Source organism: Tessaracoccus defluvii (genome assembly GCF_014489575.1).
Classification (GTDB): domain Bacteria; phylum Actinomycetota; class Actinomycetes; order Propionibacteriales; family Propionibacteriaceae; genus Arachnia; species Arachnia defluvii.
Genome location: NZ_CP060789.1, coordinates 3,567,157 through 3,580,544, shown reverse-complemented (window position 1 = coordinate 3,580,544; position 13,388 = coordinate 3,567,157). Strand labels below are relative to the sequence as shown.

Genomic DNA, 13,388 nt, shown 5'->3' with positions numbered 1-13,388 from the left:
CTCCGTGCTCAAATCGTGACAATCCGCCTTGGCCACCCGATAGAATCCCGACCATGACCGATGCAGCGCTGCAAATCTTGGCTTCCCGGCCCGCCTCTGAGCAGGACGGCACCTACCCCCGCCCCCAGCTGATCCGCGACCGCTGGGCCAGCCTCGACCGCAAGGTCGGGTTCGCCCATGACGACGGCCTCGTCGGCGTCGACGAGGGCTGGTTCGCTCGCGACGACGTGTTCAGCCGCGAGATCCAGCTCCCCTTCCCTCCCGAGTCCGAGGCCTCCGGCGTCGGCGAGAAGGGATTCCACCCGTGTGTCTGGTACCGGATCGAGGTGACGGCGGACGACCTCGCAGCGGCCGGCCACGTCTCGGGGCGGCGACTTCTGCTGCGTTTCGGCGCGGTCGACCATGACGCGATGGTCTGGGTCGACGGCACCTTCGTCGGTTCGCATGTGGGCGGGCAGACGGCGTTCGCGCTCGATGTCACACACGCCCTCACCAAGGGCGACGGCGGACACGTCATCACCGTCCGCGCCCACGAGGACCCGCACGACATGAGCCTCCCCCGCGGGAAGCAGGACTGGCACGAGGAACCGCACGCCATCTGGTACGAGCGCACGACCGGCATCTGGCGCTCCGTCTGGCTGGAGTCGGTGCCCGCGACCCACCTGACGCGGCTGGCCTGGCGCCCCGATGTGGTGGCCGGCACCGCCACCTGCTTCCTGGAACTGCCGACGCGGCCGACCACGCCGGTCACCGTCGACGTCGTCGTCGCACACGCCGGGCGCGTGCTTGCCTCCAGCACGGTGACGGTCACAGAACGCGCCTCCGCCGTGACGCTCCACCTCGGCGACTCGTGGACCATGGTGCACGACGCGCTCGTGTGGACCCCGTCACGCCCGACGCTGCTCGACGCGGCCGTGGTCGTGCATGGACCGGACGGCGCAACGGACGAGATCGCCTCCTACCTGGGGATGCGCGACGTCACCATCACGGGAGACGCCCTGTCGCTGACAGGACGGCCCTTCTATCTGCGTTCGGTGCTGGAGCAGGGGTACTGGGAGGAGTCGCACCTGACGCCGCCGTCGGTGGCGGCTCTGCGGGAGGAGGTCGAACTCATCCTGTCGCTCGGGTTCAACTCCGCCCGCATCCACCAGAAGGTCGAGGATCCGCGGTTCCACTTCTGGGCCGACAAGCTCGGCCTGACGCTGTGGGGTGAAACGGCGGCGACCTACGCCTTCGACTCCGTCGCAGTGTCACGCCTGTCGAAGGAATGGATCGACCTGGTGCGCGACTACGAGTCGCACCCGTCGATCATCGCGTGGGTGCCGTTCAACGAGTCGTGGGGCATCGACCGTGTGGCCGACTCCCCCGCGCAGGCGGCGTTCAGCCGCGGGCTGGCCGACCTCACCCGCGCGCTGGATCCGACACGCCCCGTCATCTCGAATGACGGCTGGGAGCACACCGACTCCGACCTGCTGACCATCCATGACTACGCCTGGGACCGCGAACTGATCCGGGCCCGGTACGCCGACGGGGTCGAGGCTCTGCTGGACAGCGCGATCGCCGGCCCGCGGGCCCTGATCGCCGATCCGCGGCAGCGGCTCGATGTGCCGGTGCTGCTGACGGAGATCGGCGGCGTCCGGTTCGTGCCCGAGGCGACCGAGGAGACGTGGGGATACTCGACGGCGTCGTCCCAGGACGACTACGCGGAGCGGATCGCGGCGATCCTGGAGCCCATCCAGGCTGCACAGGGGGTCGCGGGCTTCTGCTGGACGCAGCTGACCGACACGTTGCAGGAGGCGAATGGCCTCTGCGACGCGGACCGCAGGCCCAAGCTGCCGGCCGAGCAGCTGCGCGCCATCGTCCAGGGCGGGCCTCCGCGGCGCAGCTGACCGCCGCCGTCGCGCCGCCCGCCTGCCCGTCAGGCGAGGCGGCGCGACGGGCGACCCAGATCGCCCAGCCTGTTCAGCGCCTCGTCGACAGCGCCCGGCGCATGCGGATGCAGCCCCCGGGTCAGCGAGCGACCGTCGGCAGTCAGCGCGTAGTCGTCGCCGCGCGGCGGGACGACGAGGCCTGCGTCGACGAGCCGCCAGACCTGTGTCTCGATGTCGTCGACGCTCAGTTGCTCCCCCAACGCGAAGCTGGCGGCGCGCCGCACAGCGAAGGAACCCAGCGCCGGGCGCAGGAGGCGCCCGGTCCCGCCGAGAGACAGCAGGACGGCGGCGTCGCGGCGCGACCAGCCCACCGTCCGCACCGTCACCGGATCGGGGGTCTCGGGGAGGCCGAGGACGTGTTCGAGGGTCCGCCGCTTCTCGAGCGGGATCTCGGCCGCTCGCAGGAGTCCGGGCAGGTCCTGCGCGTCGTCCGGCGACGGCGGGTGCGCGAGCGTGGTGGTGCTCAGCAGCGCGGCGCGGATGATCGTCCGCCCCTCCGCGACGAAGTTCTGATCGCCCGACCCTGCAGCCAGCAGCCCCGCCCTGATCCGGTCCCAGCCGGTGCGGCTCCGGAGGATCCGCAGCAGGATGCCGCGGTCCGCCCGGCTCGCGGCGGCCCAGCGGCCGGCGACATCGGCGAAGCGCCAGCCGGGGATGCGGCAGAGCGCCGAGGCCGCGCTCCGGCGCAGGACGGGATCGTCGACCAGCCCGATGAGCAGCCGGACGTCGTCTGCGGTGGGGCCGGCTTCGGGCAATGCCAGGATGGCGGCCGCAGCCATACCCCTGTCGGTGCCGTCGATCAGGCGTACGAGGTCGCCGCGGTGCAGGTGGACGCCCGCCTCCGTGGCGGCCTTCAGGGTGCGCGGCGTCGGCGCCTCCTGCCAGGCCCGCTCGTGCCAGGCGACGACGTCGCGGCCCTGCACCTTGGCCCTGATGCGCGCAGCATCCCGCACCAGCGGGGAACGGTCGAGGAGCATGGCGTCGATGAGGGTGGCCGGCGGGTTGCTCAGCAGCCAGAGTCCTGTCGCCCGCACCCGGGCGTTCCGGGAGGCCACGAGCAGTTCGCCGTCGCCGACCCCGCCTGTGCGGGTCAGGTGATCGACATACGGGGCCGCGACGAAGCCGTCGTGCTCCGTCTCCAGGTGCTCCAGGATCTCGGTCAGCGGGGGCTCGCCGACGAGCCAGTCCTCGACGGCCCAGCGGCGGGTCGGCCGGTCGTCGCTGAGCCAGCCGAGGCGCCAGGCCTCGGTTCCCAGCCGGTCAGTCACCAGCGTGCGGTAGCGGTCCAGCGCCTCCGCCCCCAGCGCCGGTGCCTCAGCGCGATCAGGACCGGCAGCATCGTGGCGGCCCGTGCAGGGCTGAGCCGCTGCTCAATGGCGCGCCACGCCCGGGCCCGGACCCGCTCGACGTGGTCGGCGGCGAGGACGGCAAGCATGCGGTCGGACAGCGGCGACGAGTCGGCGACGAGCCGGACGGCGGCGATCTCGCGGCAGCGCCCGTCCCGGCTGAGGGCCAGCAGCCAGGCGAACGCGGGGCCGAGCCCGGTCAGTCTGTCGGTTTCACGGAGGAGCGAGATGTCACAGCGGCGGGCGACGTTGACGGCGCTCAGCATCTCCTGCGGGGTCCAGGCGAGCATCTCGCGGCGCACGGCGGCGTCGTCGCCAGCCTCGGCGAGCTGGGTCAGGCGCGACAGACTCGCGTCGACCGTGGCCCCGATGAATCCCATATCGGCGAGCCTAGCCGGGGGTCCAAGATTCGGCAGGCGCTCCGACGCAGATGCTTCGACGGCGCGCCTCACGCCACGTGGCAGCGGACTGGGCCAGCATCGGAGACGGCCGCGCATCGACGCCCGACCGCCCCTCACCCGATCGAACGGACCTCCCATGCCCCTCGCGTTGACCGCGCTCCCCGCCGTCCTCGACCGGCTCCGTTCCGAGCTGTCCGGCGAGGCGGCCGACGTCTTCGAACGCATCATGCGCACCAACCTCGACTCGGTTCTCCAGCGCTGGGACGACGGCACCGCGTTCCTCATCACCGGCGACATTCCCGCGATGTGGCTGCGCGACTCGGCCACCCAGCTGCGCCCCTACCTGCTCCTGGCCGACGACGACGTCGAACTGCAGGATGTGCTGGTCGGTGTGGCACGGCGCCAATCCAGGTTCCTGCTCACGGGTCCGTACGCCAACTCCTTCACCGACGGGTCGCCGAGCCGGCACGCCACCGATCACGCGGCCGCCGGGCCCGTCACCTGGGAACGCAAGTACGAGCTGGACTCGCTCTGCTTCCCGATCGAGCTCGCCTGCCGGCTCTGGCGACGGACCGGCCGCACCGATCACCTCGACGAGGAGTTCCGCGCCGCCTGCCACGCCGTCATCGACCTGATGGTGACCGAGCAGGACCACGAGGCCAGGTCGTCCTACACGTTCGAGCGGCCCGACGCCGCCCGTCGTCGACGCTCGTGCGGAACGGCCGCGGCCGCCGGACGACGCCGGTCGGCCTCGTGTGGACGGCGTTCCGCCCCAGCGACGACGCGTGCGAGCTCGGCTTCAACGTGCCGGGCAACATGTTCGCCGTCGTCGCTCTGGGGTATGTCGCGGAGATCGCGCGCGGGCACTTCCGAGACGAGGGGCTGGCCACCCGCGCCGAGGCCCTGGCCTCCGAGATCGATGCCGCGCTCGTCGCCACCGCCTGGCGGTCGCACCCGATCGCGGGCAGGGAGGTCTTCGCCTACGAGGTCGACGGCGCGGGACGCGCCCTCTTCATGGACGACGCCAACATGCCGAGCCTGCTGTCGGCGCCGCTCACCGGCTATCTCGCCGTCGACGACCCGCGCTACCGGGTGACCCGCCGCGTCGTCCTGTCGCAGCTCAATCCGCACTTCCACGTCGGCGAGCTGGCCTCGGGCGTCGGCTCTCCGCACACCCCGCGCGACTACGTCTGGCCGATCGCCATCGCCGTCGAGGGTCTGACCAGCGACGACGACGCCGTCAAGCGCGACAAGCTCGCCGTCCTGCTGAGCACGACGGCGGGCACGGGGCGGATGCACGAATCGTTCGACGTCGACGACGACCGCGAGTTCACCCGGGAGTGGTTCTCGTGGGCTGACGCGATGTTCTGCGAGCTGGCCCTGGACATCGTGGGGATCGGCTTCGAGCTCCCACGAGCCCGGTGACAGTAAGCGCCGGCGTGCATTCTGCGTGCATTCCGTGGCACGTCTGCAGGTCACTCTGGAGACACCCAGAACGCGAAAAAGCCCGTCTGACAAGCGCATACCTGTCAGACGGGCCTTGATCTGTGCGCGCGAGAGGAGTTGAACCTCCACGCCCTTGCGGGCACTGGCACCTGAAGCCAGCGCGTCTGCCATTCCGCCACGCGCGCAGTGGGCCTTGCGACCCGACGCCAAACACTAGCACCCTGATCGCGGCGGCGACAATTCGGGCGGGCGCGCCGTCAGCCGAGGTCGGGCAGCAGCGCACGCAGGCGCGCGACGGCGTCCGCGACGACATCGTCCGGGTCACCCGTGTTGACCACCTCGAGCCCAGCCTCGCCCGCTCCCAGCGGCTCCAGCGTCGCGAGCTGCGAGTCCAGCATCCCGCCCTTCATGAAGTGGCCGGGCCGCGCCTCGAGACGATCCAGGTTCTCAGCCGCCGGCAACACCAGGTGGACGAAGAAGACGTCGCCGTCCGCCTCCCGCAGCACGTCCCGGTACGCCACGCGCAGCGCCGAGCACGCGACCACCGTCGACGATCCCTCCCCCGCCCGCGCCGACATCCAGTCCCGCAGAGCCCGCAGCCACGGCCAGCGGTCTTCGTCGACCAGCGGGATGCCTGCCGACATCTTGTCCCGGTTGCTCCCGGGGTGGAAGTCGTCGCCCTCGGCCATCGGCAGCCCGAGGACCCCGGCAAGGCGCTCGGCGACGGTCGTCTTCCCGGTACCGGCGGCCCCCATCACCACCAGATGCGTCGGCATCGCCCATCACCTCGCTCGCGGCCACGGGGCCGGCCCCCGGGGAACGGGCACCACCCTTCCACATCGCCACCTCCACCGGCAGCAGGGCTCGTGTAGCTTCGGGGCCATGCGCGTGGCCTTCATCTCCCTGCACACCTCCCCCGCCGAGCGGGCGGGCACCGCGGACGCGGGCGGGATGAACGTGCTGATCAGGGCACTCGCCAGAGCGCTCGTCGACGACGGCGTCGACGTCGAGTTCTTCACCCGCCGCAGTTCCGCGTCGCAGCCGGACACGACCGACCTCGACGGCATGGTCGTCCACCACGTCACGGCCGGCCCGGCGACGCCGCTGCCCAAGAGCGAGATCGACCGCCACATCGACGAGTTCCGCGCCAACCTCGGTCCGCTCGACCGCTTCGACGTCGTCCACTCGCACCACTGGATGTCAGGAGTCGCGGCGCTGCCGCTCGCGAAGGCGGCCGGCATCCCGCACGTGATGACCTTCCACTCGGTCGCGGCCCACCCGAACTCGTCGCTGCGGGAGGGCGAGCCGCCGGAGTCGCCCGGCCGGCTCGACGGCGAGATCGTCTGCGCGACGCAGTCGGACATGATCATCGCCGTCTCGCGCCACGAGGCCGCCGTCGTCATCGGCCGTTGCCAGGCCGATCCGCAGCGCGTCACCGTCATCCACCCCGGCGTCGACACCGGGCTGTTCCACCCCGCGGCCCCCGGCGACACCTGGACCCCGACCCCCGCCGTCCGCCCCGGCTACCTGCTGTTCGCGGCGCGACTGCAGCCGCTGAAGGCCCCCGACCTGGCCATCCGCGCCCTCGCACGGATCGATGAGGAGATCCGACCCGACCTGGTGCTCGTCGGCGAGGCGTCCGCCGATTTCGCCCCCTACGCCGACGAACTGCGCCAGCTCGCCGTCGACGAGGGCGTGGCCGACCGGGTCACCTTCCTGCCGGGGCAGGACCGCGACTCGCTCGCCCGCATGATCAGGCACGCCGGCCTGGTGCTGGTGCCGTCGTATTCGGAGACGTTCGGCCTGATCGCGCTGGAGGCCTCGTCGTCGGGCGTCCCCGTCGTCGCAGCCGCGGCGGGCGGCCTCACCGAGGCCATCTGCAACACCCACACCGGCCTGCTCGTCCCGACACACGTTCCCGACGACTGGGCCGACGTCATCGGCTCCCTGCTCGCCGACCCGGCACGCCGGGCCCAGCTAGCCGCGACCGGACGGCAGCGGGCCGAGGCCATGGGCTGGCCGGTGGTGGCCGCCAGGACCCGCGAGGCCTACCGGCGCGCGATCGCCGCCGGCCCCATCCGGCACGTCGCGTTCGTCCACGCGCATCCCGACGACGAGACGCTGGCGTCGGGCGCTCTCATCGCCCACCTCGTCGACGAGGGCTTGGGCGTCTCCGTCCTGACGGCGACCCGGGGCGAGCAGGGCGAGGTCGTCGCCGGACCGCTGTCCCACCTCGTGGGCACACCCCAGCTCGAGCAGCGGCGCGAGGCCGAGCTCGCCGGCGCCCTCGCCGCGCTCGGGGTGCCGACCCACGCGTTCCTCGGGCTGCCGCCTGCCCGCGTCGGCGAGCCACGTCGCTACCTCGACTCCGGCATGCGCTGGGTCTCCGAGGGCGTCGCTGGGCCCGGTGAGGACGCCGCCGCCGACTCCTTCTCCCTGGCCGACGAGGCCGAGGCGGTCGCCGACATCGCCGCCTTCCTGCGCGCCGTCCGGGCCGACCTCGCCGTCAGCTACGACGACGACGGAGGCTACGGCCACCCCGACCACGTGCGTGCACACCACCTCACCAAGGCCGCGGCGGCCACCGTCGGGATCCCCTTCGCGGCGCTGACCCCGCACCGGGACCGGGCCGACCGCTGGTTCGAGCTGACGGGCTACCTGCCCCGGGTGGCCGAGGCGCTGCGACACCACCGCACCCAGCTCACTGTCCACGACGACGGCGCCACCATCACCCACTCCGGCGGCCAGACCGAATCGATCGTCACCTCCACCGGGCTGCGTGGCTCGTTTCCACACCTCGCCTGACGGGGCCGTCGGGGCGCCCCGGTAGGGTGCTCGCATGCGTCTCATCCTCATCCGCCACGGCCAGACCAAGTCCAACGTCGACCTCGCGCTGGACACCGCATTCCCCGGCGCCCCCCTCGACGAGACCGGCCTCGCGCAAGCGGAGGCCCTCGTGGAGGCCATCGCGCACGAACCGATCGACGCCCTCTACTGCTCCACCCTGACCCGGGCGCAGCAGACCGCCGCCCCCCTGGCGAAGGCGCGCGGGCTGCAGGCCGTGATCGCCGACGGGATCCAGGAGATCGCCGCGGGAGTCGAGGAGATGAACACCGACTGGCAGGCCTACGTCGACATGCTGAACTCGTGGTCGCCCACGAACCTGGACGTCGGCCTCGAGGGCGGCGAGACGGCCCGCGAGTTCATGACCCGCTTCACCAACGCCGTCGCCGCGATGGAGCAGGCCGGCGACGAGCGCGTCGCGCTGGTCAGCCACGGCGCGGCGCTGCGGGTGTGGGCGATCTCGCAGGATCCGATCGGCTTCCACCTGGCCCCGCCGCTGAAGAACACCGAGTGGATCGTGCTGAACGGCTCCACCCAGACCGGCTGGAAGATCGAGCGCTGGGGCTCGACCTACCAGATCGATCCCGAGTAGGTCAGCTCCAGGGGCGCACCGAGCGGTACGCCTCGACGACGCCCGGCTCGTGCCCGGCCGCGGGCAGGTCGACGACCTCGAGCGGCCACACAGGCGGTTCTCCGGTTCCCGCGTCGGCCCAGGCGGCCTGGCGCGCCGCGCCCAGCGCCACATACTCTCCGGCGGGCGGCATGGCCAGCGGCACGTCGAAGAGGGTCGGGGCGATCGCCTGCACGGCGGGCGAGGCGGCCGCGCCGCCAGTGAGGAGGACGCGTCGCACCTCGCCGCCCGAGGCCCGCAGGCAGTCCAGCGCGTCGACCAGGGAACACAGCACTCCCTCGACGGCAGCGCGGGCAAGGTTCTCCCGCGTCATCGACGTCAGCGTCGCCCCGTGCAGGGAGCCGGTGGCGTCGGGCAGGTTCGGGGTGCGCTCCCCCTCCATGAACGGGACGAACACCAGGCCGCCGGCGCCGGGGGCCGCGGCGAGCGCCAGGTCGCTGAGCTCTTTGTGGTCGACGCCGAGCAGCCGCGCCGTCGAGTCGAACACGCGCGCCCCGTTGAGGGTGCAGGCCAGCGGCAGGTACTGCCCGGTCGCGTCGGCGAAGCCGGACACCAGACCCGTGGCGTCTCGGCTGGGCACATCCGAGACGCCGCAGACGACGCCGGACGTGCCGATGGAGACGACGACATCGCCCGCGGTCAGCCCCATGCCCAGCGCCGAACCGGCGTTGTCGCCGGCACCCGCGCCGAGCTTCACGGACTGACCGGCAAGGGTGCCGACACCGACGACCTCACCCGGCCCCGCGATCCGCGGCAGCACGATCCGGGCGGCCGCAGCCTCGTCGATCCGCAGTGCGGCGGCGAGGATGTCGCGACGGTAGAGGTTCGTGACGGGATCGAAGTAGCCCGTGCCGGAGGCGTCGGAGCGGTCGGTGACGAGATCCTCGAGGCGGCCGGTGCCGAGAAGCTTCCAGGTCAGCCAGTCGTGCGGGAGGGCGACGGCGGCGACCCGGGCGGCATTCTCCGGCTCGTTGTCGGCGAGCCAACGCAGCTTCGTGACGGTGTACGAGGCGAGCGGCACCAGCCCGACGGCCTCCGCCCAGGCCCGGGCCCCGGCCGCACGGTCGCCGTCGCCGAGGTCGACGATCAGGTCCTCGGCGGCCTGCGCGGAGCGGGTGTCGTTCCAGAGCAGCGCGTCGCGGATCACCTCGCCGTCGGCGTCGAGGACGACCATGCCGTGCTGCTGGCCCGCGACGGCCGCGGCGACGACACCGCTGAGATCCACCTGCGCGGCCGCCTCCTGCAGCGCGGCCCACCAGGCGGCGGGAGCCACCTCGGAGCCGTCGGGGTGGGCGGCGCGCCCGCTCGCGACGATCGCGCCGGTCTCGCCGTCGACGACGACGACCTTGCACGACTGGGTCGACGAATCAATGCCAGCAACCAATGCCATGAGGGACTCCTCGCTGAGTTTGTTTGACGGTGATCCTAATACAGGTGGCTGCGCGACGCCCACCGGTGTGGCCACCGGCTCCTAGACTTGCCCACATGAGCAAGCTCGGCACCATCGTGAAGACCGCCAGCGGGGTGATAGCGACGACCATCGCGCTGTTCACCGCCCTGCGCGAGAACCCACAGATCAGCGCGGGCATCGACGACGCGCTGGCCAAACTGAAGGAGGCCGCGCGTTCCGACAAACCGAAGACACGCTTCGAGGCCAAGCTCGCGGCGATCGAGGCGGCGGCCGACGCCGTCGATCAGACATTCCCCGACGCCACCGAGCCGGACGGGTGGCGGCGGCAGACCAGGGCGCTGCGGGTCCGCGGCGACCTCGCCTGGAACGCCAACACCGGCGCTCCCCGCCGTCGGGCCCTCAAGGCGCTGAACGCCGAGACGGCCGAGATCCTGACCCACGTCAACACGCGGCTCGTCGAGCTCCAGGCCCTCCCCGGGCACGAGTGAGTCTCCCCCAGCCGACGGCCCTCGTACTGCGGGGGCAACGCTTCGACGCCGCCCGGCCGGCCGTGATGGGCATCATCAACCGCACCCCCGACTCGTTCTACGCGCCCGCTCGGCACGCCGACGTCGACGCCGCCGTCGACCGGGCGCTGACGATGGTCGACGAGGGTGTCAGCGTCGTCGACATCGGCGGCGTCCGCGCCGGCCAGGAGGGTGACTGGGTCGACGTGGCCGAGGAGATCGACCGCGTCCGGCCGGTCCTGCGGGCGCTGCGCGAGCGGGCCCCCGGGCTGCTGACCTCGCTGGACACCTGGCGGGCCGAGGTCGCCGAGGCGTGCTCGGGGCTGGTCGACCTGGTCAACGACACCTGGCAGGGCACAGACCCGGAGCTGGTGGGCGTCGCGGCCCGCGCGGGGTGTGGATATGTCGTCTCCCACACGGGCGGCCTCCCACCGCGCACCGATCCTGTCGGAATCGACTACGGGCCCGGCGACGCGGTCGTGCTCGACGTGCTGCGCGTGCTGGCCGACGGAGCGGCCCGCGCGGAGGCAGCAGGCCTGCCCCCGAGCGGATCCTCGTGGATCCGACCCTCGACTTCGGCAAGACCACCCCGAACTCGCTCGCGCTGGTCGCCGCCACCGCCCGCATCGTCGACCTCGGCTACCCCGTGCTGCAGGCGATCTCGCGGAAGGACTTCGTCGGGGAGACGCTCGACCTGCCCGCGGACGAGCGCCTGGAGGGCACCCTCGCGGCGACAGCGATCGCGGCCTGGCAAGGGGCGACGGTGTTCCGGGCCCACGACGTCCTCGCCACGCGGCGGGTCCTCGACATGGTGGCCAGCATCCGCGGCGACCGACCACCGGCCCGCGCGGAGCGGGGACGCTGACCGGATTCATCAATGGTCAGACCATTTATAGCAAACGGGGCTCAGCACCCAACCTCCGCCCCCACTCCACGCTGAATACCCCGGAGGTTAGGGTTGGACCCGGGTCAATCACCCTAAGAAAGACGGAGAGCGATGAGCGATCAAGCCACCAGTGCGGCCGACATCAGCCTGGCCGCGGATTTTGAGACTCCTTCCCGGGAAGCCTGGGAGAAGGAAGTCCTCAAGGTCCTCAACCGGAAGCGCCCAGAGGGCAAGGAGCTGGGTATCGATCAGGCGTATCAGCGTCTGACCAGCACAACAGTCGACGGGCTGACCATCAAGCCCCTGTACACCAAGGACGACGGCGTCGAGGAGCTCGGCTACCCGGGCGTCGCCCCGTTCGTCCGCGGCACCACCGTGCGATCCGGCTCGATGGACGCCTGGCAGGTCGCGCAGCTGCACGAGGACCCCGACGTCGCCGAGACGAAGCGCGCCCTCATGAACGATCTGGAGCGCGGCAACACCGCCGTCTTCCTGCGTGCCGACGTCGACGCGATCGCGCCGGCTGACATCGCCGCGGTCCTCACCGACGTGCTCCTCGACCTCGCGCCCGTGCTGCTCACCAGCACGACCCAGCAGATCGAGGCCGCCCGCGCGCTGGCCGCTGTGTTCGCCGCGCAGCACCACGCGGGCGCCGTCGAGGGCAACTTCGGCGTCGATCCGATCGGCGCCGCTGCACAGGCGGGCACCCCGGCCGACCTCGCCGTCCTGGCCGAGGCCGTCGAGCTGGCGAAGCCGTTCGAGAAGGTCCGCCCGATCGTCGTCGACGCCACGATCTACCACAACGCCGGAGCCGGCGACGTCCACGAGCTGGCCTACGCCATCGCCGTCGGCGTCGAGTACGTCCGTGCACTGACCGGGGCCGGAATGAGCGTCGACGAGGCGTTCGACTCGATCCTGTTCCGCGTGTCGGCCACCACCGACCAGTTCGCCACCATCTCCCGCCTGCGCGCCCTGCGCGGCCTGTGGTCGCGGATCGGCGAGGTGCTCGGCGTCACCGAGTCCCGCCGCGGCGCCATCCAGCACGCGGTCACCTCGCTGCGCGAGATCTCCCGCGACGACGCGTACGTCAACATGCTGCGCGGCACGATCTCCTGCTTCGCGGCCTCCGCTGGCGGCGCCGAGATCCAGACGGTCCTCCCGTTCGACGCGGCCAGCGGCCTGCCGAACGAGCTGGCCCGCCGGGTCTCGCGCAACACGCAGATCGTGCTCGCAGAGGAGTCGAACGTCGGCCGGGTCAACGACCCCGCCGGAGGCTCCTGGTTCGTCGAGTCGCTGACGGCGCAGCTGTCAGAGAAGGCCTGGGCCGTGTTCCAGGAACTCGACGGCGAAGGCTTCGCCGCGAAGCTGGCCGACGGCACCATCGCAGCCCAGCTGCAGGAGCTGAACGAGGCACGCGCCACGCTGCTCGCCACCCGCAAGCTGCCCCTGACGGGCGTCTCGATGTTCCCGAACTACACCGAGGACAAGCTCGACCGTCGTCCCCGGCCCGCGGCCCCCGCGCTGTCCGGCCTGGGCGTCGTGCGCGACTCCGCGGTGTTCGAGGCCCTGCGTGACCGCTCCGATGCGGCCCGCGCAGCCGGCGGCAGCCCCAAGGTCCTGCTCGCCTGCCTCGGCGCCCGCCGCGACTTCGGCGGCCGGGAAGGCTTCACGTCGAACCTGTTCCAGGTCGGCGGGATCGAGACGGTGCTGGCCGAGGGCGCGACGCCCGAGGACTTCGCCGCCAAGCTGAAGGAGGCCGGCACCACCGTCGCCGTCCTCTGCTCCAGCGCCAAGGTCTACGCGGCCCAGGGCATCGCCGTCGCCGAGGCGCTGCGCGCCGCCGGCGCCGAGCAGGTGCTCCTGGCCGGCCAGATCAAGGAACTCGGCGAGGGCGGCGATGCCGCTGTCGACGGGAACGTGTTCGACGGCATGAACGTGGTCGAACTGCTGACCAACACCCTGAACAAGTTGGGAGCCTGAGAAACG

9 protein-coding genes, 1 tRNA gene and 2 pseudogenes are annotated in these 13,388 nt (G+C 72.0%); 7 read left to right on the top strand and 5 right to left on the bottom strand.

The features are described from left to right. The first annotated feature begins 53 nt into the window (after nucleotides 1-53). Nucleotides 54-1,889, top strand: a complete 1,836-nt coding sequence (locus tag H9L22_RS16845) for a glycoside hydrolase family 2 protein (protein WP_187720902.1) — start codon at nucleotides 54-56, stop codon at nucleotides 1,887-1,889. A gap of 29 nt (nucleotides 1,890-1,918) precedes the next feature. Here H9L22_RS16845 and H9L22_RS16840 read toward each other — a convergent pair whose 3' ends face one another. Together H9L22_RS16840 and H9L22_RS16835 are read right to left on the bottom strand one after the other, a co-directional pair. Next, a complete protein-coding gene (locus tag H9L22_RS16840) occupies nucleotides 1,919-3,199 on the bottom strand; it encodes a hypothetical protein (protein WP_187720901.1) in 1,281 nt (426 codons plus the stop codon). Then, a complete protein-coding gene (locus H9L22_RS16835) occupies nucleotides 3,196-3,657 on the bottom strand; it encodes a hypothetical protein (protein WP_187720900.1) in 462 nt (153 codons plus the stop codon). The genes H9L22_RS16840 and H9L22_RS16835 overlap by 4 nt, the downstream gene beginning before the upstream one ends. On the opposite strand from H9L22_RS16835, the pseudogene H9L22_RS20670 reads away from it, so the two are divergent. Continuing rightward, a pseudogene (locus tag H9L22_RS20670) lies at nucleotides 3,647-5,103 on the top strand (glycoside hydrolase family 125 protein). The gene H9L22_RS16835 and the pseudogene H9L22_RS20670 sit on opposite strands and share 11 nt — an antisense overlap. 123 nt (nucleotides 5,104-5,226) lie before the next feature. On the opposite strand, the gene H9L22_RS16825 reads toward H9L22_RS20670, so the two are convergent. Further along, nucleotides 5,227-5,309: transfer RNA gene (locus tag H9L22_RS16825), tRNA-Leu, on the bottom strand. 72 nt (nucleotides 5,310-5,381) lie between these two features. Beyond that, a complete protein-coding gene (locus H9L22_RS16820; RefSeq protein WP_187720899.1) occupies nucleotides 5,382-5,900 on the bottom strand; it encodes a gluconokinase in 519 nt (172 codons plus the stop codon). Nucleotides 5,901-6,006: 106 nt separating this feature from the next. Here H9L22_RS16820 and H9L22_RS16815 point away from each other — a divergent pair, with 106 nt between their 5' ends. After that, nucleotides 6,007-7,929 (top strand): glycosyltransferase, encoded by a 1,923-nt coding sequence (locus tag H9L22_RS16815; protein ID WP_187720898.1) that lies wholly within the window; start codon nucleotides 6,007-6,009, stop codon nucleotides 7,927-7,929. 34 nt (nucleotides 7,930-7,963) lie between these two features. Then, nucleotides 7,964-8,560, top strand: coding sequence for a histidine phosphatase family protein (locus H9L22_RS16810; RefSeq protein WP_187720897.1), 597 nt, complete (start codon nucleotides 7,964-7,966; stop codon nucleotides 8,558-8,560). A 1-nt stretch (nucleotide 8,561) separates the two neighbouring features. On the opposite strand, the gene xylB is transcribed toward H9L22_RS16810, so the two are convergent. Beyond that, nucleotides 8,562-9,989: a xylulokinase gene (gene xylB / locus H9L22_RS16805; RefSeq protein ID WP_187720896.1), complete on the bottom strand. Its 1,428-nt coding sequence runs from the start codon at nucleotides 9,987-9,989 to the stop codon at nucleotides 8,562-8,564. 95 nt (nucleotides 9,990-10,084) lie between these two features. On the opposite strand from xylB, the gene H9L22_RS16800 reads away from it, so the two are divergent. The 3 genes and pseudogenes from H9L22_RS16800 to mutA all read left to right on the top strand — a co-directional run bounded on the left by H9L22_RS16800 (nucleotide 10,085) and on the right by mutA (nucleotide 13,382). Next, nucleotides 10,085-10,498 carry a hypothetical protein gene (locus H9L22_RS16800; protein ID WP_187720895.1) on the top strand — a complete coding sequence of 138 codons (414 nt, stop codon included), beginning with the start codon at nucleotides 10,085-10,087 and terminating at the stop codon, nucleotides 10,496-10,498. A gap of 65 nt (nucleotides 10,499-10,563) precedes the next feature. Next, nucleotides 10,564-11,381: pseudogene (gene folP / locus H9L22_RS20665) on the top strand (dihydropteroate synthase). Between the two features lie 132 nt (nucleotides 11,382-11,513). Continuing rightward, on the top strand, nucleotides 11,514-13,382 hold the full coding sequence (gene mutA, locus H9L22_RS16790) for a methylmalonyl-CoA mutase small subunit (RefSeq protein ID WP_187720894.1): 1,869 nt from the start codon (nucleotides 11,514-11,516) through the stop codon (nucleotides 13,380-13,382). Nucleotides 13,383-13,388: the final 6 nt, after the last annotated feature.

Bases quoted from the DNA above. Each gene is read 5' to 3' on its own strand.
- xylB (WP_187720896.1), bottom strand. From the start codon at position 9,989: ATGGCATTGGTTGCTGGCATTGATTCGTCGACCCAGTCGTGCAAGGTC.
- H9L22_RS16820 (WP_187720899.1), bottom strand. From the start codon at position 5,900: ATGCCGACGCATCTGGTGGTGATGGGGGCCGCCGGTACCGGGAAGACG.
- H9L22_RS16800 (WP_187720895.1), top strand. From the start codon at position 10,085: ATGAGCAAGCTCGGCACCATCGTGAAGACCGCCAGCGGGGTGATAGCG.
- H9L22_RS16810 (WP_187720897.1), top strand. From the start codon at position 7,964: ATGCGTCTCATCCTCATCCGCCACGGCCAGACCAAGTCCAACGTCGAC.
- H9L22_RS16845 (WP_187720902.1), top strand. From the start codon at position 54: ATGACCGATGCAGCGCTGCAAATCTTGGCTTCCCGGCCCGCCTCTGAG.
- H9L22_RS16815 (WP_187720898.1), top strand. From the start codon at position 6,007: ATGCGCGTGGCCTTCATCTCCCTGCACACCTCCCCCGCCGAGCGGGCG.
- H9L22_RS16835 (WP_187720900.1), bottom strand. From the start codon at position 3,657: ATGGGATTCATCGGGGCCACGGTCGACGCGAGTCTGTCGCGCCTGACC.
- mutA (WP_187720894.1), top strand. From the start codon at position 11,514: ATGAGCGATCAAGCCACCAGTGCGGCCGACATCAGCCTGGCCGCGGAT.